Origin of the sequence: Streptomyces sp. NPDC046909, from assembly GCF_040644695.1 — a bacterium.
Lineage (GTDB): Bacteria > Actinomycetota > Actinomycetes > Streptomycetales > Streptomycetaceae > Streptomyces.
Map to the genome: position 1 here is coordinate 47558 of NZ_JBEYXC010000021.1, position 20291 is coordinate 67848.

At 72.9% G+C, this 20291-nt stretch carries 12 protein-coding genes; 8 read left to right on the top strand and 4 right to left on the bottom strand.

Annotation, left to right across the window (positions count from 1 at the left end; genetic code table 11):
- The first annotated feature begins 47 nt into the window (after positions 1-47).
- The 8 genes from ABZ928_RS45405 (at position 48) to fxsT (ending at position 15820) form a co-directional block, all read left to right on the top strand.
- Positions 48-365 carry a CU044_2847 family protein gene (locus ABZ928_RS45405; protein ID WP_361533193.1) on the top strand — a complete coding sequence of 106 codons (318 nt, stop codon included), beginning with the start codon at positions 48-50 and terminating at the stop codon, positions 363-365.
- Complete coding sequence (locus ABZ928_RS45410; RefSeq protein ID WP_361533196.1) at positions 362-2167, top strand: trypsin-like peptidase domain-containing protein; 1806 nt, start codon at positions 362-364, stop codon at positions 2165-2167. Before ABZ928_RS45405 ends, ABZ928_RS45410 begins: the two co-directional genes overlap by 4 nt.
- A 28-nt stretch (positions 2168-2195) precedes the next feature.
- Complete coding sequence (locus ABZ928_RS45415) at positions 2196-3206, top strand: MoxR family ATPase (protein ID WP_361533199.1); 1011 nt, start codon at positions 2196-2198, stop codon at positions 3204-3206.
- Complete coding sequence (locus ABZ928_RS45420; RefSeq protein WP_361533202.1) at positions 3196-7713, top strand: SAV_2336 N-terminal domain-related protein; 4518 nt, start codon at positions 3196-3198, stop codon at positions 7711-7713. The genes ABZ928_RS45415 and ABZ928_RS45420 overlap by 11 nt, the downstream gene beginning before the upstream one ends.
- 176 nt (positions 7714-7889) lie before the next feature.
- Positions 7890-8933, top strand: a complete 1044-nt coding sequence (locus ABZ928_RS45425; protein WP_361533205.1) for a rod shape-determining protein — start codon at positions 7890-7892, stop codon at positions 8931-8933.
- Between the two features lie 83 nt (positions 8934-9016).
- The gene (locus ABZ928_RS45430; RefSeq protein WP_361533208.1) at positions 9017-10465 is read left to right on the top strand and encodes a GAF domain-containing protein; all 1449 of its coding nucleotides are present in this window, start codon (positions 9017-9019) and stop codon (positions 10463-10465) included.
- A 118-nt stretch (positions 10466-10583) separates the two neighbouring features.
- Complete coding sequence (locus ABZ928_RS45435; protein WP_361533211.1) at positions 10584-11906, top strand: TIR-like protein FxsC; 1323 nt, start codon at positions 10584-10586, stop codon at positions 11904-11906.
- Positions 11903-15820 (top strand): FxSxx-COOH system tetratricopeptide repeat protein, encoded by a 3918-nt coding sequence (gene fxsT, locus ABZ928_RS45440; protein WP_361533214.1) that lies wholly within the window; start codon positions 11903-11905, stop codon positions 15818-15820. The genes ABZ928_RS45435 and fxsT overlap by 4 nt, the downstream gene beginning before the upstream one ends.
- 12 nt (positions 15821-15832) lie before the next feature.
- Here the strand turns inward: fxsT and ABZ928_RS45445 are convergent, their stop codons facing one another.
- The 4 genes from ABZ928_RS45445 to ABZ928_RS45460 all read right to left on the bottom strand — a co-directional run bounded on the left by ABZ928_RS45445 (position 15833) and on the right by ABZ928_RS45460 (position 20236).
- Positions 15833-17137 carry a hypothetical protein gene (locus ABZ928_RS45445; RefSeq protein WP_361533217.1) on the bottom strand — a complete coding sequence of 435 codons (1305 nt, stop codon included), beginning with the start codon at positions 17135-17137 and terminating at the stop codon, positions 15833-15835.
- A 139-nt stretch (positions 17138-17276) separates the two neighbouring features.
- Positions 17277-18566: a HAMP domain-containing sensor histidine kinase gene (locus ABZ928_RS45450; RefSeq protein ID WP_361533220.1), complete on the bottom strand. Its 1290-nt coding sequence runs from the start codon at positions 18564-18566 to the stop codon at positions 17277-17279.
- Entirely contained in the window at positions 18556-19233 is a 678-nt protein-coding gene (locus ABZ928_RS45455) for a response regulator transcription factor (RefSeq protein WP_361533223.1), read from the bottom strand. Before ABZ928_RS45455 ends, ABZ928_RS45450 begins: the two co-directional genes overlap by 11 nt.
- 52 nt (positions 19234-19285) lie before the next feature.
- On the bottom strand, positions 19286-20236 hold the full coding sequence (locus ABZ928_RS45460; RefSeq protein WP_361533498.1) for an anti-sigma factor RsbA family regulatory protein: 951 nt from the start codon (positions 20234-20236) through the stop codon (positions 19286-19288).
- Between the last annotated feature and the right edge of the window lie 55 nt (positions 20237-20291).

Consider the following 20291-nt stretch of genomic DNA (forward strand, 5'->3'; position numbering starts at 1 on the left):
GAACGGGCTCGGATCCAGCGGGCGACGGGGTGGACGACGGGGGCGTCATGGAAGGCTTGGTCGAGTTCAAGACCGATGACGGCGCGGTGATCGCGGTCGAGGCCGCCGACGAGGTGAGAGGCTCCCGCCTCGTCACCCGCGACGGCACCGTCCAGGCGGCCCGCACCTTCGAGCACGCCCTCGACGGGGTGCGCTCGGCGGCCGAGGCGGCGCTCAGGGTGTTCCGCGACGGCACGCTCCAACCGGACGGCGTCGAGATCGAGTTCGGGGTGAAGCTGTCCGCCGAGGCGGGCGCGATCATCGCGAAGGGCACCGCCGAGGGCCATCTCGTCGTCAAGCTGACCTGGACCCCGGCCACGTCATGACCGGCGCCGAGTGGCACGCCCGCGTCGAGTGCGCGGGCGAGGTGGCCGGCGCGGGCTTCCTGGTGGCCCCCGGCACCGTGCTGACCTGCGCCCATGTGGCGCTCGACCGAGGCCCGCTCACCGTGTCCTTCCCGCAGCGCCCGGGGGCACCGGCCGTACCGGCCCGGGTCGTCGCGCACGGCGACTGGGCGGGCGGCCCCACCGACCCGGGCGATCTGGCCGTACTGGAGCTGACCGAGGACATCGGCATCGCCCCGGCCGCGCTGGCCCCGGCCGCCGGCGCGCACGGCGACCGCAAGCTCGTCGCGTACGGCTTCCCGGCGGGCTACGACGAGGGCCAGCTCGCCGAGTACCGCACCACGGGCCCGGTCTACGTCAGCGGTGAGTGGATCCAGCTGGAGGCCTGGAGCGGGCACGGGCAGCCGCTGGTCGCCGGTTTCAGCGGCGCGGCGGTCGTGCTGGTCGAGACGGGTGAGGTCGTCGGCATGGTCACGGCGGCGGCCGGGGCCAAGGGGGTCCTGTCGGGCCGGATGATGCCGACCGATGTGATGCGCCGCCACTGGTCGGGTCTGGAGGGCCTGGTCCCGGCGCCCGGCAGCAGCGCCCTCGCCGCCCGCCGCCGGCTGCGCGCCCTGGTCGAGCGGGCGATCCGCGTGGGCCTGGACTGCGATCCCGTACGCCTCTACAACGACGCCACCGCCGGCGAGATCGCCCCGCCGCCCCCGCCCGAGGGCTTCGACTCGCTGTGGTCGGCGGCCTGGTTCGTGCAGAGCGAGCTCGACGATCCGGCGATCGTGGCCCGGTTCACCGAGCGGCTCGCCGCCCTCCTCAACGCCCTCCTCGACCCGCGCCCCGCACCCCGCCGTACGGCACCCGCCTGGGCGCCCATCCTGATCGAGCTGGGGCACAGCGGCGCGGGCGAGGACCTGGTGCGCGTGGAGGTGTCGGCGTACAGCGGCGGGCGCCGCCATCCGGTCGGCTGCGACACCGTGCCGCACACCCGGCTGCGGGCGTACGTCCAGGACCGTATCGACGCCGCGTTCCGCCATGTCCCGCCCGGCGCCGACGAGTTGATCGCGTTCGCGCTGCCCCGCGACTGGCTCGACTGGCCGGTCGACCGCTGGGAGAGCGACCCCGACGACGACACCCCGCTCGGTCTCGCCGTCCCCGTCGTCGTCACCGACCACGCCCGCCGCAAGGCCCGCACCCGGCACGCCCTGACCCGCGCCTGGCAGCGCCTCGACAGCGGCCCCGGCGCCCGGGTGCACCGGGTGCTGTGCGGCTGCCCGGGCAAGCCGAGCGAACTCCGGCTGGCGCTCACGGAGTCGGAGCCCTGCCTCGCGGGTTTCGCCGCCGCCCCCGGCACCGACCGCACCCGGGAACACTTCCGGACCTCAGTCATCGCCCCGGCCCCGGTGGTCGTGTGGTCCCGCCGTGGCTGCGCGGCGGAGTCCGACTGCGCGGACACCTGCCCCGGCAGCGCGTTCCTCGACAAGCTCGACGCCCATGTCGCCCGGGTACGCCCCGCCGACCTCCCGCGCAGCGTCCTCGCCCTGCGCCGCCGGGCCGCCGCCCAGGACGGCCACTGGGCGACGGACATCCAGCTCCTCTGGGACGACCCACGCTGCTTCACGGACCCGCACGAGGAGGGGACGCATATGCGATCACCGGTGGCGGGGAGGGGAGTTGGAGCTGAGGCCGAGCCCGGGACGGTGGCCGGGGGAGGCGCGCGGACCCCGCCGCACCTGGACGTCGTACGCCCCCAACTCCCGCCTCCTGCACCCAGGTTCCCTGTCGCCTGAGCCCGTCCGCCGATCGGAGACCCGCACCATGCCGCACTGGTCCGTCTACACCGGCAACAGCGAACCGCACGACGGCATCACCGAGTTGCCCGCGCCGCCCCCGTGGCGGGCGTTCGACGGCGGGCCCGCGCTGCCGCCGCCCGGCGAGAGCGACGACGACGCGGCCGTCTCACCGGACCGCGTGCACCGCGCCCGCACCTACGTCGCCACCCCCGAGAGCGTCCAGCTGGTCAACGCCGCGCTCTGTCTGCGCCGCCCGCTGCTGGTCACGGGGCCGCCCGGCACCGGCAAGTCCTCCCTCGCGTACGCGGTGGCGCGCGAGCTGTGCCTCGGCCCGGTGCTGCGCTGGAACATCACCAGCCGCAGCACCCTCGCCGACGGCCTCTACCAGTACGACCCGCTCTCCCGTCTGTACGCGGCCCGCCCCGGCGGAGAACGCAAGCACGGCGGCGTCGAGGACCACCTCCGCCTCGGCCCCCTGGGCACCGCGCTCCTCCCCTACGACCGCCCGCGCGCCCTCCTGGTCGACGAACTCGACAAGAGCGACCTCGACCTCCCCAACGACCTGCTGAACGTCCTGGAAGAGGGCCAGTTCGAGATCCCCGAACTGGTCCGCGCGGCCCGCCACTCCACCGACGGCACCGCCCAGGTCCTCGCGGACGGCACCGACACCCCGGTCGGCGTGCGACGAGGCCGGGTCCGCTGCCGCGCCTTCCCCTTCGTCGTCCTGACCAGCAACGGCGAACGCGAGTTCCCGCCCGCCTTCCTGCGCCGCTGCGTCCGCCTCAAGCTCCGCCGCCCCGGCCGCGACCAGCTCACCGACATCGTCCGCGCCCACCTCGGCGCACCGGACACCGAGGCCCAGTCCCTCATCGGCGACTTCCTCGACCGCGCGAACACCGGCGAACTCGCCACCGACCAACTCCTCAACGCCATCTACCTCACGGGCGTGGCGGGCCTGGACGCCGAGTCCCGCGACAAGCTGGCCGAGCAGCTGATGCCGTATCTCAGCGCGACGGCGGACGGCGATGGCTTCTGAGGACGAGGACGCGATCGCACGGCTCACGGCCGTCCTGACGGCGGCGGCGGGCGCTGCGGAGACCCATGGCCCGGTCCCGCGTGAACTGGCCGAACTGCTTTGGTTCGCGAGGCAGTTGCACGCAAAGGCGAGGGAGAGCAGCTCGGGCGACAGCCCTACGGCTGCTGCCACTCCCACCGGTACGCCATCGCCACCACCCCCGTCACCCCCTCCCCTCACGCCCGCCCCACAACCACTCCCCGCCCAGCCCCCACCGCCCGCCCCCGACGGCCGCGTCCCCCTCCACGTCCCGCCGCCCGAGCCTCCGACACCCCCCGGCACCCCTCAACTCCTCGCCCCCGCACCGCCGATGCTCCCCCACCCGCTCGCCCTGCAACGCGCTCTGCGCCCCCTGAAGCGCCCCGTACCGTCCCCCCGCGCCCGCATCCTCGACGAGCGGGCGACAGCAGACCGCATCGCCCGCCTCGGCGCCCGCCCCGACGTCTGGCTGCCGGTCCTGCGCCCCGCACCGGACCGCTGGCTCCGCCTGAACCTGGTCTACGACGCGGGCCCCACGATGCCCATCTGGCGCCCGCTCGTCCGCGAACTGCACACCGCACTCGCCCAGTCGGGCGTCTTCCGCACGGTCACCCTGCACCGCGCCACCCCCGACGGCCGCGCCCACCAGGTCCCCGCGCCCGCCGACGGCCGTACGGTCACCCTCGTGGTCAGCGACTGCATGGGCCCGCAGTGGCGACCGGGCCCGGCGGGCGACCGCTGGTACGGGACGCTGCGCCGCTGGGCACGCCGGATGCCGCTGGCCGTCGTACAGCCCCTGCCCGAGCACCTGTGGCCGACGACGGCGCTGCCCGCGGAACCGGGCCTGCTGACGGCGCCGATGGCCGCGGCCCCGAACGCGACCCTCACCTTCACCCCGTACGACGCCGACCAGCCCCCGCGCTCCCTGTCACCCCTGTCATCCTCCGCCGCGCTCACCGTGCCGGTCCTGGAGGCGGGTCCGGCGTGGCTGGCCAACTGGTCCGCGCTGATCGCCGCGCCGGGCGGGGCCCGTGTGCCGGGGGCGGCGGCACGGCTGGAGCGGACGCCCCCGCGACCGACCGAGCCCGCCGCCCCGGACATCGCGGCGCTCCCCCCGCGCGACCTCGTCCTCCACTTCCGCGCGACGGCGTCCCCGGAGGCCTTCCGCCTCGCCGGCCACCTCTCCCTCTCCGTGCCCACCCTCCCGGTCATGCGCCTGGTCCAACGGGCCCTCGACACCGACCCCCGTCCCCAGCACCTCGCCGAGGTCATCCTCAGCGGCATGCTCACGGCCGTACCGGGCCCGCCGGGGTCGTACGACTTCCGGCCCGGCGTACGGGATCTGCTGCAACGGACCCTGCCGCGTACCGCTCGGGGGCGGACACGAGAGTTCCTCGCGCGGGTGGGGGGTTCGATCGACGAGCGGGCGGCGGCCGCGGCCGGGGAGTTCCGGGTGGAGGCGGGCGGCGAGGGGGCGGCGTTCGCGACGGTGACGGAGGAGACGGTACGGCGGCTCGGCGCGGAGGGGCTGTTCAAGGGGCGGTACCGGCCGGTGGGGGTGCTGGGGTCGCGGATGTGGGAGGCCGTGGACGTACGGACCGGACAACGGGTAGTCGTCCATGAGTACGCGGAGCAGACGTCGGACACGGATCTCTTCCTGACGCAGGCGGCAGCTCTGGCCGAGCTGCGGCATCCGAACGTGGTGCCGGTGGCGGACTACGGAGTGGAGGACGCTCGGCCCTACCTCGTGACGGAGCTCCTGGACGGGGTCACCGTGGCCGAGTTGGTGCAGGGCCACGTGCCCGGAGTGTCCGACCGGGTGTACGCCCAGATCGGGCAGGGTGTGGAGGAGGGTCTTGACGCCCTGCACAAGCGCCGCCTGACGCGTGGTGACAGCCACTGGGACGGTGTGCTGCTACGACCCGACGGTACGGCCGTGATCACCCGGTTCGCCCTGGGCACACCGTGGGTCCGACGGCACAGCTCAAGGACGGACCTGCACGCGTTCCGTGTGCTGCTGGAGGGTCTGGCGAGAAGAGGCATCCGGGTGACCGAGCGGTTGCGCATCAGCATGCTCGGCCCGCTGCGCGTCGGTAACGGCAACCGCACCTACTCTCTCCCGTCCCCACAGACGCAAGCCATGCTGTGCATGCTGCTCCTGAAGACGGACCACCGCGCGAGCACAGCCGATCTGACCCAGGGCATCTGGGAACAACCACCCTCCGATCCGCCGGAGGCTCAGCGCTCACTCGCCGGTGAGCTGCGGAATTTCCTGGGCCCCACCACCTTGGCCGAACTGCCCGACGGCTACGCCCTGCACTCGCTGGACGCCGTCATCGACGTCATCCAGTGCGAGCAACTCCTCACCGAACGCTCCGCCGACCAGCCACCGCGAGCCCAACGGACGAAAATCCAGCAGGCGTTGGACCTCTGGTACGGCAACCCTCTGGACGGCATCCCCGGCCCCGCCGCCCAAGCCACCCGCACCCGCCTCCGCACCCTCCGCCTCACCCTCTGCGCCACCCGCGCCGAACTCGACCTGGAACTCGGCGACTTCGCCCAGGCGGCCGCCGACCTCGCCCCCCTAGTCCAAGAACACCCGGACCGCGAGGACTTCCGCCGCCTCCACATCCTCGCCCTCAAGAACCAGGGCCGGATCGCCGAAGCCCTGGAGGCGTACGAGGCCTACCAGGAGCAGCGGCAGCGGCAGTACACCGACCCGCTGGACCCCCTGGACCCCGTCCTCCAGGAGCTCCACCGCGAGCTGCGCGAGGCCGCCGAGCACCCCCGCCCCACGATCGTCTTCGAGCTGCCTCAAGGAGACGACCCCGAGCACCCTCTCGGTGAGACGGTGACCCGCCTCATGGCCCGCGGCGACCTCCCCTCCCACCAGTACGAGATCCTGGCCCGCGACAACGGCTACGTCGTCCTCACCGAGCCGGACGCATACGTCCTGCCCGTCCTGGTCGCCGTACTGCGCGGACTGCCCGAGCACCTGGCCACGCTGGACGACCCGCCGCAGGTGCGGGTGACGTTCTGGCACAGCCCGTGGTTCGCGGGCGCCGGCCGGCCCGTCGTGCCGCCGCAGGTGCAGGGGATCCTCGACGAGTCGCGGGCGGAGGTCACCGTACTGGTCTCGCCCACGCTGTACGACGAGTTCGAGGGCAGCTCGGCGGGGGACGCGGGACGGTTCCGGCCGCTGTGGGCGGCGGGGCAGGCCTCGCCGGTCGCCTGGTACTGCCCGATACGCCTGTCGCCGCCGGAGCCCACGCCTGCCCACGGCGAGATCCGCGACCTGGTGCGCGGCCCGTTCAGCACCTGGGACGTCCTCCGGCTCGACTCCCCCGACCCGGGCCGTACGGCCGTCGTGCTCGTCCCGTCCGACGGCCCGATGATGCTGCTCAACCCGGCGCACCCGTGGGGCAAGCGCCCGCCGCGGCCGATGACGTACTACGAGGTCGACCTCACCATCCACCAGGCGGTCCACCTGGTCACCCTGCCGAGCGCCGGCGGCGGATCCTTCGCGGCCTCGGTCGAACTGTCCTGGCACGTCGACGACCCGGTCGCCTTCCTGCGCAGCGAGACCGAGAACGTCTCCGAGGTCCTGCTCGGTCACCTCCTGAAGGAGGCGCCCCGTCTCACCCGCCGCTACCCCTTGGGCCGGGGCGGCGCCGCCCAGCAGGCCCTCCGTGCGGGGCTGCGCAGATGGCCGGTGTCGGGCCTTTCGGTGACGTGCTCGGTGGGGCTGACCGCGGAGGGGGAGCCGGCGCCCGTCGCGCAGGTCCGTCCCCCGTCCACCTCCCCTCTCGCTTTCCTCCTCCGCAAGACGGAAGCCGTGCTCATCGGCTTCGACGGTCCCCTCACCCGGCTGTTCACGACGAAGACCGCCCGCGCCGCCGCCCTGGAGCTCCTCACCCTGGCCGTCGAGGAACGCGACCCGGACGAGGCGCTGGCGGGCCGCTCGCTCGACGCCGCAGCCCGGGACGAGTTGGTGCACCCCCTGGAGGTGCTCCGCGCCTTCGCCAACAGCGGCGTCGGACCGGCCCTGCGCCGTCGCCTGGACGACCTCGAACTGCGTGCCGTCCCGCACACGCACCCCACCCCGGACGCGCACGCGCTCATCCGCGCCCTGACCGCCTCGGGACACCGCGTCGAGGTCGTGACGGACGCCTGCGAACAGGCCGCCCAGCGCTGTCTGGCCCATCACAGCGTCCCCCCGACCAGCGTCCACGGCCGCAGCGACGACCTCACCCTGCTGATGCCGAACCCGGACTGCCTTCTGCGCGCCCTCCCGTACCCCGGCCGCCCCGCCCCCACCGGGCTCCTCATCACCTCGTCCGTCGCGGAGTACACCGCCGCCACCCGTATCGGCCTGCGCTGCATCGGCTTCGCCGACATCCCCGCCAGCGGCCGGCGCCTGCGCAAGGCCGGCTGCGAGCAGGTGATCACCTCGCTGGAGCCCCTCCTGGACGCGGCCCGCTCCCTGTGACCCGTCGTCAGAATCTTTATCTCAGCCATACATGGGGCATAAGCCGCAAAAACGCCCATTCAGCCGCGCCCCACCCGGCCCCCTACAAAAGGCGCCCCACCCCCGCCCCTCGCACGATGCGAGTGAGGCCCGCCGCCCGGCGCGGCCACGGTCTGTGCTCTCGGGAGGACCTGCCCATGACCGCCACCGCCAGTCTGGAGCAGCTGCGCCGCTGCCACTTCGCCGTCGACCTGGGGGCGGCGAGGACGCGGGTGTACGTGAAGGGCGCCGGGCTCGTCGTGGACCAGCCGTCCGTCGCCGCCGTCAACACCCGGACCGGCGCGCTGATCGCGGTGGGCGAGTTCGCGGAGAAGATGACGGGCCGCACCCCCGACTACATCCGTGTCGTCCGCCCCGTCTCCGGCGGCACGGTCGTCGACATCGAGATGGCCCAGCGCATGCTGCGGCACCTCCTCGGCGACAAGATCCGCCGCTCGCTGCGCCGCAAGCCGATCCTGCGCGCCGCCGCCTGCACCCCGCACGACGCGGACCCCCTCGCGCAGCGCGCCTGCATCGAGACCCTGGTCGGGCTCGGCGCCCGGCGCGTGGAACTCGTCGACACCCTCATCGCCGCCGCCGTCGGCTGCGGACTGCCCGTGGAGCAGCCCGAGGCGACGATGGTCCTGGTCTGCGGGGCGGCGGCCACGCAGGTCGCCGTACTGTCGCTGGGCTCGATCGTGAACGCCGTACGCATCCCGGTCGGCGGCGAGGCGGTCGACCACGCGATCGTGCAGCACCTGCGCCACCAGCACGAACTGATGCTGCCGAGCCAGTCCGTACGACCGCTCCAGCTCGCCCTGTCCGGCAACGGCCTCACCGCCTCGGGCCCCGCCTCCACCGAGATCCACGGCCGCGATGTCGCCACCGGCCTCGCCCGCTCGGTCCAGGTCGACACCGCGGCGGTCCGCGACGCGATCCAGACCCCGCTCACCGCCGTCCTCGACGGCATCGGCAAGGTACTGCGGGACTGCCCGCCGGACCTGGTGGCCGACCTCGCCGACCGCGGGATCATGATGGTCGGCGGCAGCGCCCTGCTCCCCGGCTTCGACCAGATGCTGCGGCACGCGACGGGCATGCCGGTGCACATCGCCGAGCGCCCCGAGGTGTGCGCGGTGGAGGGCCTCGGCATGATGCTGGAGGGCCGGATCGAGCCGCTGGCACTGGACCCGCTGACGGACTGAGCAGGGTACGACGAACTGAGCACGGTACGACGAACCGAGCACGGCACGACGAACCGAGCACGGCACGACGGACCGATCAGGGCATGACGGACCAGGCAGGGCACGACATCGTGGCAGACGTGGCAGACCCGCTCCCCCGCCTCCCGCCCCTCCTGGAGGCCGTCCTCAGCGTCGGCACCGACCTCGAACTGCGCACCACCCTCCAGCACATCGTGGACGCCGCCGCCGAACTCACCGGCGCCCGGTACGCCGCGCTCGGCACGGCCGACCCGGGGCAGGACGGACTCATCGAGATCCGCACCCTGAGCACCGCCCCGCCCGCGGCCGACTCCCTCACCGTGCCGATCCGCGTCCAGGACGAGGACTTCGGCACCCTGCACCTGGCAGGCAAGGAGAGCGGGGCGGCGTTCACGCCGGAGGACGAGCAGCTCCTGCACGTCCTCGCCGCCCAGGCCGGTATCGCCATCGGCAACGCCCGTCTGTACGAGGCGGCCCGGCAGCGCGAACGGTGGATCGAGGGCGCGGCGGCCGTGACGACGGCCCTGCTGAGCGACGAGTCGGCGGCCGACGCGCTGACCACGGTCGCCGAACGCGCCCGTATCCTCGCCGACGCCTCCGCGGGAGTCATCCTCCAGCCCACGGAGGAGGGCGGCATGGAGATCGTGACCGCGTCGACGTACGAGGACCCCGGCGACATCGTCGGCACGACGATCGCCCCCGGCAGCCCGGTCCTGACCCAACTCCTGGGCGGCGAGCCGGTGTTCGTGGACGACTCGGCGACGGACCCCCGCATGACGACCCATGTGCGCCATCGCTTCGGCCCGAGCATGATGCTCCCCCTCCAGGCCGGCGGCCGCCTCATCGGCACCCTCGCCCTCCCCCGCCGCCGCGGCGACCGCCCGTACACGCAGGTCGAACGCCTCCTCGCGGTCCAGTTCGCCTCCCAGGCCGCCCTCGCCCTGGTCCTGGCCGACGCCCAGCACAGCCGCGAACTCCTCGCCGTCTTCGAGGACCGCGACCGCATCGCCCGCGACCTGCACGACCTCGTCGTCCAACGCCTGTTCGCGACGGGGATGATGCTGGAGTCGACCCAGCGCCGCTGCCGCACGGCCGACGTCGAGGAGACCCTGGGACGGGCGGTGGACGAACTCCAGTCCACGATCCAGGAAGTCCGCACCACGATCTTCGCCCTGCAACAGCCCCCGGCGGACGCCCCGACCACGTTCCGCGGCAAGGTACTCAGGGAAACGGCGGGCGCGGCGGCGGTCCTGGGCTTCGCCCCTTCCACGCAGTTCACCGGCACCGTCGAGAGCCGCATCCCCGACCCGACCGCCGCCCACCTCCTCACCGCCCTCCGCCGCGCCCTCGCCACCGCCTCCCGCCGCCCCGGCGTCTCCCGCATCGAGGTCACGGTGGACGCGACGGCGACCCTGCCGGACGGGCGGGAGGGGGTACGGCTGACGGTGTACGACGACGGCGGCGCGGATGACGGGGGCACGGGAACGACGGTGACCTGGCAGGCGCCGCTGTGATCTCCAACCCGCCACGCTCCGGCGGCCGTTGATTGTCGGCGGGGAGTCGGGCACATTGTTGCTCCCGGCCACGTGACGCCGTGGGGGACGGCGGGCTCGCGGGAGGGCAGAGGCGCAGTTGGACACACCGGCACCGGACAACCGGCCCTACTTCTTCCTGAGTTATGCCCACACACCGGCCTCGGGGTCTGAGGCCGGTGACCGCAACGCCTGGGTGCGCCAGCTCTTCGCCGACCTGTGCAACGACGTCATGACGCTCACGGATCTGCCGGACGGCGCTCCGGTGGGCTTCATGGACCAGGAGATACGCACCGGGGAGGGCTGGCCAGAGGCACTGAGCAGGAACCTCGCGACCTGCCGGGTCTTCGTCCCGCTGTACTCGACCCGCTACTTCACCAGCGAGCACTGCGGCCGGGAGTGGTACGCGTTCAACGAGCGCATCCTCCACGCCCGCAACGCCGGGTCCGACGCGGTCCCGGCCATCGTGCCCGCCCTGGGCACCCGCATGAACCTCGACCGGCTCCCCGACTCGGCCAAGCGCATCCATATCGATCTCAGCTCCACCGAGGGGCATTACGAGTCCAACGGGGTGTACGGCCTGCTCAGGGTCAAGCGGCTGCGCGACGAGTACGACGAGACTGTCTTCGCTCTCGCACAGCGCATCGTCGACGTCGCCGAGCAGACCGATCTGCCGCCCGGCCGGCCCCGCGCCTACGATCGCACCCGCAGCGCCTTCAAACCGCGCGGCGAGGCCCCGCGCCGGATCCACCTCACCGTGGCCGCGCCCACCATCGAGAGCATCCCGGCCCACCGCGACGGGCGCCCGTACGGCGACGAGCCGCACGACTGGAACCCGTACCACGCGGAGTCGATGCGTCCGCTCTCCCAGCTGGCCGAGGACCTGATCCGGTCCATGGACTACCGCATCACCGTCTCCGCCTTCGAGGACGAGCGGACCGGCCCCGCCGCAGACGAGGACGAGCACCCCGGCACGGCCGCCTTCGGTTCCGGCCGGCCGCCCCCGAGCATCCTGCTGATCGACCGCTGGGTCCTCGCCGACGAGGAGTACCGCCGACGGCTGGCGGCCTACGACGCGTACGCCCACTCCTGGGTCACCGCCGTCATCCCCTGGGACCGCGGCGACCCGCAGTGCGACAGCCCCGAGGGCCGCGAGCTGGAGGCCTTACTGGAACGCACCCTGCCGTCCATCCTGGAACGCGGCCGCCGGCTCGACTCCTATCTGCCGCTCCACGGAGTGCCCACGCTGAAGGCCTTCAACGACGTCATCCCGGCCGTCGTGGCCCATGCCACCCAGCAGTTCCTCAAACAGGCGACACCCCATCCGCCCGCCGGACGCACCACCATCGGCAGGCCCCGGCTCGAAGGCCCCATCTACCCGTCGTCCCCCGCCGACGGCACCGAACACGGAGTAGCGACATGACGGCCCCGCCGGACGGACGCATCATCACCTTCTACTCGTACAAAGGCGGTACGGGTCGCACGATGGCCCTGGCCAACGTCGCCTGGATCCTCGCGGCGAACGGGAAGCGGGTGCTGGCGGTGGACTGGGACCTGGAGGCGCCGGGGCTGCACCGGTACTTCCATCCGTTCCTGGAGCCGAGCGCGGTCGGGACGCGCACGGGTGTCCTCGACATGGTCACCGACTATGCCTGGGCGGCGACGACCGGCGACAAGGACGTCGTGAGGTCCGCCGACTGGCATCGCACCTACGCCAGCGTCCTGCCGCACGCCCTTCCTCTGGATGTCGGCACCATCGGAATGCGCTTCCCCGAGGGCGGCTCGCTCGACCTGCTGTCGGCCGGCCGCCAGAACCGCGAGTACAGCGCCACGGTGGCAGCCCTCAACTGGGACAACTTCTACGAACGCCTCGGCGGCGGCCTGTTCCTCGACGCGCTGCGCGAGGACATGAAGGCGTCGTACGACTACGTCCTCATCGACAGCCGTCCCGGCCTGACCGACACGGCCGACATCTGCACCGTGCACCTGCCCGACGTCCTCGTGAACTGCTTCACGCTCAACAGTCAGTCCATCGAAGGCGCGGCGTCGGTGGCGCGCTCCATCACGGCGTTCAACCAGAACCGCGAGGACAGCCGCAGGATCCGGATCCTCCCCGTGCCCATGCGCATCGACCTCGTGGAGATGGAACGGATCGAGTTCGGGCGTGAATTGGCCCGGCAGCAGTTCGAAGGGCTGCCCACGGCTCCCGACGGCAGTCGGCTCAGTCCACAGGAACAGACCGTCTACTGGTACAACGTCGAGATCGCCTACCACCCCTACTACGCGTACGAGGAGATGCTGGCCACCTTCGGCGACACGAGCGGCGTCAGCAACTCACTGCTCGCCTCGTACGAACGGCTCACCACCGCCATCACCGACGGCGAGACCACCTCGATGCCGCCGCTGCCGAAGCAGATCCGGCTGCGCGGCAAGGACCGCTTCCTCCGCCCCCGGCCGGTCCCGCAGCACCACGTCGCCGTGGTGTACGCGCCGGAGAGCCTCATGTGGGCGGAGTGGGTGGAAATCACCCTGGTCGCCGCGGGCTGCCGGGTCAGCCGGCACGACGTGTCCACGGGGCCCGTCAGCCGCCCGGAGGAGACCACCCACACCGCGGTACTGCTGTCCCGCGCCGCCCACAACTCCCGCTACACGGACGCCTTCCGGAGCACGCTCGCCCTGGATCCCGCCTCGCACGGTCCCGTCCTGGCCCTGCGCGTGGACGAGGTGCGGCTGTCGTCGTACGGCGATGACGCCCCCGTGGACCTGCACCGGCTGACCGAGACCCAGTGCACCGCCGCGCTGCTGCGCGCGTTCGGGATTCTCCGGCTACCGGGGTACCAGCCCCCGGTGGGCGTGCGCTTCCCCGGCAGCACACCCCGGCTGTCTAACGTTCCCCCGCGCAACTCGTCGTTCACCGGACGCGACGAGCTGCTGACGGCGCTCCGCGGCGAACTCTCCGGCGGCTCAGGCGTTTCCGGGACAGCGGTGCAGGCACTGCACGGATTCGGCGGAGTCGGCAAGACCCAGCTCGCGCTCGAATACGTGTATCGCTTCATGGCCGACTACGACGTGGTGTGGTGGATCCCCGCCCAACGCCCCGACACCATCACCGCCGCACTGGCCGAACTCGGTGACAAGCTGGGCCTTCCCGGGGGCGAGGACATGGCGCGCGCCGCCCGGGAGACCGTACGGTGCCTGGCCCACGAGAACCGCGATGCCGGACGCTGGCTGCTGGTCTTCGACGGCGCCGACACGCCCGCCGGGGTCAGCGATCACTTCCCGTCCGGCGGTGGGCACATCCTCGTCACCGCCCGCAATCGGGACTGGTCCCAGCACGCGCTGTCCCTGCCCGTCGGTGTCCTCCCGCGCGAGGACAGCGTGGAGCTGCTCCGGCACCGCGTCCCCGGACTCAACGCCGAGGACGCCGACAAGGTGGCGACGGCGGTGGGCGACCTGCCGCTGGCCCTGGAACACGCGGCGGCGTGGCTCGCGGCGACCGGCACCCCGGTCGACGACTACCTGGAGGAACTCACGGCGCATATCACCGAGGACGCGGGCCTCGGTGCGGTCACGGCCGCCTGGAACCTCTCCCTCGCCTCGCTGCGGGAGAGTTCGCCCGCGGCGGCACGACTGCTGGAGCTGTGCGCCTTCTTCTCCCCCGAGCCGATCTCCGTGCAACTGGTGTACTCCCCGGAGATGTTCGAGGCGCTCAAGCCCTACGACCCGTCCCTCGTCGAACCACTGCTGATGGGCAGGCTGCTCCGCGATATCGGCCGGCTCTCGCTCGCCCTGATCGACCCGTCGATCAACAGCGTCCAGCTCCACCGCCTGCTCCAGGAGGCCATCCGGGCCCAGCTGGACGAAGAGCGGCAGCAGGAGGCCCGGCGCACCGTGCACACGGTGCTCGCGGCTGTCCGGCCGGACGAGGACGAGCCGGTCGACGACCCGCGGAACTGGCCGCGCTTCGAGATCATCTGGCCTCATCTGAAGGCCGCCGGAGTCCGCGACGCGGAGACGCCCGAAGCCCGCCGTCTCCTGATCGACCGCGTCCGGTACCTGGAGAAGCGCGGGGACTTGCCCCGGGCCCGGCAGCTCGCGGAGGACCTGCTGGAGCACTGGGGACCGCTGCTCGGCGAGGACAACCCGCAGTACCTCTATCTGCGCGGCCGGCTGGCCGACGTACTGCGCGCCCAGGGACAGTTCACCGAGGCGCGCCGCATCGACGAGGAACTGCTGGCGAGCCAGCGCGAGGCGCTCGGGGAGACGCATCCGCACACCTATATGACCATGTCCGGGCTGGCCCGGGACCTGACGGCGCTTGGCTCGTACGAGACCGCCCTCGACCTGGCCCGCGCCGCACACGAGGGGCTCACCGACATCTTCTTCGCGTTCCATCCGCGCACCCTCGACGCCGCCTCCGAACTCGCCCTGGCCCTGCGCACGTTGGGCCGTCACGAGGAAGCCCGCGCCCTCGACGAGGAGACACTGAGCCGGCGTACCGAGGTGCTGGGTCCCGAGCACCCCGCCACCCTGGCGTCCGCCGAGGCCCTCGGCCACGATCTGCGCGAGGTCGGACGGTACGAGGAGTCGGTGGACCTGCTGCGCCGCACGTACGACACGTACGGCCGGGCGCTCGGCGAGGACTTTCCCGGCACGCTGCGGTGCGGCAGGTCGCTGGCCGCCTCACTGCGCAGGCGGGGCGATCGCGAGGAAGCTCTCCGGCTGACGGAGGCGACGGTGGCGCGCTATCAGACGCTGTACGAGTCCCCTACGCCGGACTCCCTCGCCTGCGAACTGAGCCTGATGGCCGTTCTGTCCACCACGAAGCAACGGGAGCGGGCCCTCGAAGTCGGCAAGCAGACGCTGGCCAAGTACGAGCGGGCGGTGGGCGAACACCATCCGCACACCTACGTCGCACGGCACAACGTCGGTGTCCTGCTGCGGGTTCGCGGCGAAGCCGTACAAGCGGAACCTGTTTTCGCTCAGGTACGGACGCAGCTGCTGGAATCCCTGGGCGAACGGCACCCCCACACCCTCTTCTGCGCCGTCAACCACGCCAACGCCCTCGTCGATCTGGACCGCCTGGACGAGGCCGAGGCCCTGGAGCGCAGGGCGACGCAGGGCCTGCGGGAGGTGCTCGGCCCGATGCACCCCGAATACCTGGAGGCCCTGGCCAACCTCTCCCTCACCCTGACCGCCCTGGGCCGCGAGGAGGAGGGGGCCCGGTTGCGGGAAGAGGCGCTCGACGTGCTCGCCATGCTCGGCAGCGAGGCGCAGCTCACCCGGGTGCGCCGCAAGGGCCGTGTCTCCCGATACCTGGATCAACTGGCGATCTGACCGCACCGCGCCTCAGCCCACCTCCCCCACCAACCGCCCTGCCACCCGCCCCGCCTCCTGGGTGTCCTTGCGGTCGGCGGCTTCCCTCGCCCGCTTCAACTCGGCGTCCAGGGCGGCGTCTTCGCCCCCGGTCCGCTGCCGCACCAACTCCAGGGAGGTGACATCGCCCGCCACCGCCCCGGTGTCACCGGCGCGCGCGTCGATCCCCAACTGCCGTGCCCACACGCCGAGTCGCTCCTGGTCGACGGCCGCCACCGGCTCGTACCGCAGATGCAGATCCGTCAGATTCTGCTCGACCCGCAGCGCGGCCGCCCGGTCCGCCGGCGCCTTCTCCAGGGCGTCGAGGTCTCGGTCCATCTGCCGCACCAGGAGCGCCGGTACGTCGTCGGCGGCGCGGTAGGCCGTCCAGGCGCCGCGTACCGAGGCCACGTCCTCCCGGGTGACGGTCCCGTCGCGCACGGTACCGACGGCCCGGTCCAGCGCCGCCAACTCCGTGGGTGGCGCGCCCTGTTCGGCATCCGTCGGCACCGCCAGCGAGACCGCCTCCAGGTCGCCGTCCACGGACCCGGTGGAGAACTCCCCGTACCCCGGCGCGAACACCTTGTCCTCGGTCGAGCCGTCCATGTGCAGTTCGTGGACCGTGATGGCTCCGGCGACCTTCCCGTACGGCCCCTCCACGGTCTGGCCGGTCGCCTTCACACGGACCTCCTCGAACACCACCCCCGGCAGATTCTCGGGCCGGTACACATCCCCCTTCGCCGGATGCGCGGGCATGATCATGGCGCCCGGTGCGCCGTCGCGGCCCGCCTGCCAGGTGCCCTCCGTGTCGGCGACGACGCCGTCCGCGTAGTTGAAGACGTCCTCGCCGAGGTACCAGACGGAGCCGTCGTCGGCCTGGGCGAACCAGTCGACGGCGACCTCCTCGATACGGCCGTCGGAGTAGGCGGCGTACTGGGCGGCGAGGGCGGGGATGGTGCGGCCGTCCCAGGTGATGGTCTTGGGGTCGGGCAGGCGGGTGACCTCGGTGCGGAAGGGTTTGTCGTCGACCTGGCCGCCGTAGATCGTCTGGGCGACCCGGCTGCTGGGGTGGAGGGGGTTGGTGACGGGGGTCGGGTGGGTGAAGGCCGGTGCGGCCAGGTCGACGCGGGCGCCGGCCGGCGCGGTCGGCAGGCAGGACGCCGCCGTACGGCCGGTGTTCTCGTCGACGACGTGCACGCAGCCGCCGTCCGTCTTGTTCCCCGTGTTCCCGTCGTTCCCGGCGCAGGCCCCGGCCAGCAGTACGGCGGCTCCGAGGGCGAGCAGATTCCGGTGCCTCATGACGGCCTCCCTGGCCATGTGCCCCCCGACTTCATGCACCCCCGATTTCATGCACCCCCGATTTCATGCACCCCCGATTTCATGCACTCAGCCTGCGCCTCGACCGCTGAACAGACCCTGAACACAGCTGACGGAGCATTCAGTTCCGCTCCCCCGACGGCAGCGTCACCACGAACCGCGCCCCGCCCAGCGCCGGGTCGCCGTCCACCGTCACCGTCCCTCCGTGGGCCGCCGCCACCTCCGCGACGATCGCCAGGCCCAGACCCGCCCCGCCCGCACCCCGGGCCCGAGACTCGTCGAGCCGTACGAAGCGGTCGAAGATCCGTTTCCGGTCGGCGGCCGGTACGCCGGGCCCGTCGTCCGCCACGACCAGCCGCACCCGGCCGTTCCCACCCACGCCCCCGACCCCACCCCCACCTCCAACCCCACCCTCGCCCAGCTCGAACGCCACGCGCGCGTGGGCATACCGTGCGGCGTTCTCGCCGAGGTTGCGGACCAGGCGCCGCAGGGCGTCCTCGTCGCCGTTCACCCGGGCCGCCCCGACCTCCGTGGCGTCGATACGCGCCCGTGTCGACGCACGGAGCCTCCGTACCTCCTCCAGGACCAGGTCGTCGAGGTCCACGGGCCGCGCCCTTGAGCCCCGTACCGCGCCCGGCGCGTGTTCGTCCGCGCGGGCGAGCAGCAGGAGGTCGTCGACGAGGCGCTGCATTCGTACGGCCTCCTCGCGGACCGTTTCCGCGAGGGTGGCCGTGTCCGACCGGCCGGGGTGGGCGAGGGCGACCTCGGCGTGCTGGCGGACGGTGGCGACGGGGGAACGGAGTTCGTGCGAGGCGTCGGAGACGAAGCGGCGCTGGGCGGCCTCGGCGCGGGCCACGCGGCGCAGGGCGCGGCCGACGGCGGTCCAGGTCGCGGCAGCGGCGAGGAGGAGCAGGACGGGCACGCCGATGAGGAGGAGGTGGGTGACGGTGGTGGTGGCCTCGGCGACTCCGGCGGGGGTTCGGCCATCCAGGACGACGAGTTCCCGGTCGCCGTCCCGCGCGCCCACCGCGACCACCAGGAACGGGTCCTCGTCGAGCGGGGTGTCCACGGTCGCGGTGCCGCCGGGGTGGAGGCGGGCGAAGGCGGGGCGGCCCTCGACGTTGGTGCTGGCGGCGACGACCGTGCCATCGGCGGCCACGATCTGAAGGAACTCCTCGTCGGGGTCGGCCACGCGCGGCGCGGGCACCCCGCGGCCCGCCTCGATCACCCGGGCGATCTCCTGGGCCCGGGTGCGGGCGGCGTCCCGTACGTCGTTGCCGAGCTCGGTCCGCAGCCCGAGCACCAGGGCGGTGCCGCCCGCGATCAGCGCGACCGCGACGGCGACCACGGCGACGAGCGTGGCCCGTACGCGCACCGCCCGCAGCCGCCGCTCCTGCCGCTCACCCGTCATCACGCACCAGCCGGTACCCGTACCCCCGTACGGTCCGCAGCGATTCCCTCCCGAACGGCCGGTCGACCTTGTTCCGCAGCCGCCGTACGTACACCTCGACGATGTTCGGGTCGCCCTCGAAGTCGCCGCCCCACACATGGTCGAGGATGGTCCGCTTGGACACCGCCTCCCCGGCCCGCCGCAGCAGGAACTCCAGTACGGCCAGCTCCCGCGCGGTGACCTCGATGTCCCGTCCGGCCCGGGTGACCGTCCGGAGCGCGGGGTCCAGCCGCAGGTCACCGGCGGTGAGGACGGCCGGCCGGGCCTGTCCGCCGCGCCGCAGCAACGCCCGTAGCCGCGCCAGCAGTACGGCGTAGGAGACCGGCTTGGTCAGATAGTCGTCGGCGCCGGTGTCGAGGCCCTCGACCTCGTCCCACTCGCCCTCCTTGGCGGTGAGCATGAGGATCGGCGTCCAGTCACCCTCGCCGCGCAGTGTCCGGCAGACCCGGTAGCCGTTGAGGCGGGGCAGCATGATGTCGAGGACGATCGCGTCGTAGGAGTTCTCGCGGGCCAGCCACAGGCCGTCCACACCGTCGGGCGCGACATCGACGGCGAAGCCCTCGGCCTCAAGACCGTCCCTGAGCCCGGCGGCGTACCGCTCCTCGTCCTCGACGACCAGCACCCGCATGACCTCACGCTACGCGCCCGCGCCCATGTCCGGAGCCTGGAGCCTGGAGAGGTCAGCGGGCGAACCAGCAGCGGACCGTCATGCCCGTCGCACCGGTGTGGATGCGGACGAGGTCGGCGACCAGGTTGACCAGCAGCAGGCCCCGGCCGCCGCGCTGGTCCCCGGCGGCGGGCCGGCGCCCCGCCAGCGGGTCGGTGAGCCATCCCTTGTCCCGGACCTCGCACACCACATGGCCGCTCTCGCCCCACACCCGCAGGGTCCCCGCCCCGCCCCCGTGCACCACGCTGTTGGTGGTCAGCTCGGCGGTCACCAGTGTCAGGTTCTCCAGCGCCAGGCCGCTCAGCCCCAGCCGTACGCCCTCCGCCGTCGCCAGGTGCCGCACCTCGGACAGCGCGTCGGCGTCGAAGGCGAGCGGCCGCACGTCCGGCGCGGGCGGCAGCGGTTCGTTGTAGCGGGCCACCACCGCCTCGGGGGCGTATCCCCCGCTGTGCCGTTCCCGGCCGGTGCCGGACGGGATGACCGTGGGGTGGGTGGCGTACGCGTCGGCGAGGACCTGGTCGTCGAGGCGGCGTACGTCGTACGGGCACAGGATCGTCGCGGTCCGCCCCTCGAACGCCGCGTTGATCAACGCCTCGTGCTGTACGCAGGCGGGGTACTCCACGACCGACCGGCCCGCCCAGATCGGCTCCCCCACGATCCGCACCCGGCACCCGGCCGGCTGGGCGTCGGCGAAGGCGCGCAGGACGCCGGGGATGATCCGGCCGGGGTTGCGGCCGGCCTCCCGCATGTCCAGGAGCCGCACGGCATCGGCGGTGTCCCCGAGCGCGTCCCGGATCAGCCGCAGATTCTCCCCGGGCACGGCCACGGCGACCGGATCCCCCACCGCGAGGCCCTCCTGGACGAAGGGCAGCAGTCCGGCCAGATAGTCCTCGGCGTCCCGGTAGAACAGCGCGGGGTGCAGAAACGGCAGGGGATCCCGCTCACCGGACACGGACGCGGACACGGCAGCGGTCACGACGGCGACACCTCGATCCCGGACACGGGGGCGATCAGGACCG

Bases quoted from the DNA above. Each gene is read 5' to 3' on its own strand.
- ABZ928_RS45405 (WP_361533193.1), top strand. From the start codon at position 48: ATGGAAGGCTTGGTCGAGTTCAAGACCGATGACGGCGCGGTGATCGCG.
- ABZ928_RS45410 (WP_361533196.1), top strand. From the start codon at position 362: ATGACCGGCGCCGAGTGGCACGCCCGCGTCGAGTGCGCGGGCGAGGTG.
- ABZ928_RS45415 (WP_361533199.1), top strand. From the start codon at position 2,196: ATGCCGCACTGGTCCGTCTACACCGGCAACAGCGAACCGCACGACGGC.
- ABZ928_RS45420 (WP_361533202.1), top strand. From the start codon at position 3,196: ATGGCTTCTGAGGACGAGGACGCGATCGCACGGCTCACGGCCGTCCTG.
- ABZ928_RS45425 (WP_361533205.1), top strand. From the start codon at position 7,890: ATGACCGCCACCGCCAGTCTGGAGCAGCTGCGCCGCTGCCACTTCGCC.
- ABZ928_RS45430 (WP_361533208.1), top strand. From the start codon at position 9,017: ATGACGGACCAGGCAGGGCACGACATCGTGGCAGACGTGGCAGACCCG.
- fxsT (WP_361533214.1), top strand. From the start codon at position 11,903: ATGACGGCCCCGCCGGACGGACGCATCATCACCTTCTACTCGTACAAA.
- ABZ928_RS45445 (WP_361533217.1), bottom strand. From the start codon at position 17,137: ATGAGGCACCGGAATCTGCTCGCCCTCGGAGCCGCCGTACTGCTGGCC.
- ABZ928_RS45450 (WP_361533220.1), bottom strand. From the start codon at position 18,566: ATGACGGGTGAGCGGCAGGAGCGGCGGCTGCGGGCGGTGCGCGTACGG.
- ABZ928_RS45455 (WP_361533223.1), bottom strand. From the start codon at position 19,233: ATGCGGGTGCTGGTCGTCGAGGACGAGGAGCGGTACGCCGCCGGGCTC.